The 539-nt window shown below is 74.6% G+C and carries 1 protein-coding gene; it reads left to right on the top strand.

Annotation, left to right across the window (positions count from 1 at the left end; translation table 11 throughout):
• On the top strand, positions 1-538 hold a 538-nt coding region (locus CTZ28_RS46505), incomplete at its 5' end, for a diacylglycerol/lipid kinase family protein (RefSeq protein ID WP_398658158.1).
• Between the last annotated feature and the right edge of the window lies 1 nt (position 539).

Here is a 539-nt window from a genome sequence, read left to right as displayed (position 1 = left end):
CGTGCAGAGTCCGGCCTACCGTGACGACAAGGCCCGCACCGTTCTGGAGATGCTGCCGGCCCTGCTGACCCACGCCAGCGGCTCGCGGCTGACCGTCCGCGCGGATGCGCTGGTCCTGGACGGCCCCCAGGCCGTGCTGGTGAGCAACAACCCTTATCACAAGGGTGATCCGGCGGGGCTCGGGCGCCGCGAGCGACTGGACTCCGGTGAGCTGGGGGTGCTCGGCGTCGAGGTCTCGAGCGCCGCCGAAGCGGCGGGGCTGCTGCTGCACGGCAGACAGAGCGGCGGGCTGACCGCCGTCACCGCCCGGGAGGTCGTCGTCGACGCCGACGCTCCCGCCATCCCGGTCGGTGTCGACGGCGAGGCCCTGGTGCTGTCCACTCCCGTGCACTGCCGTATCGCGGCTGGCGCCCTGCGCGTACGAGTGCCCCGGCACCGTCCCGGGGTGCGGCGTACCGCGCCGCCGATGGACTGGCGCCGGGTGTGGCGGCTGGCGCTGACCATGGGACGGACCGCGGCAGGACGCGGCGCCGCCTGAC

Origin of the sequence: Streptomyces shenzhenensis, from assembly GCF_003688995.1 — a bacterium.
GTDB classification, from domain to species: domain Bacteria; phylum Actinomycetota; class Actinomycetes; order Streptomycetales; family Streptomycetaceae; genus Streptomyces; species Streptomyces shenzhenensis_A.
Note: the sequence above shows the minus strand (reverse complement) of the source record. Positions and strands in the feature narration are given on the sequence as shown.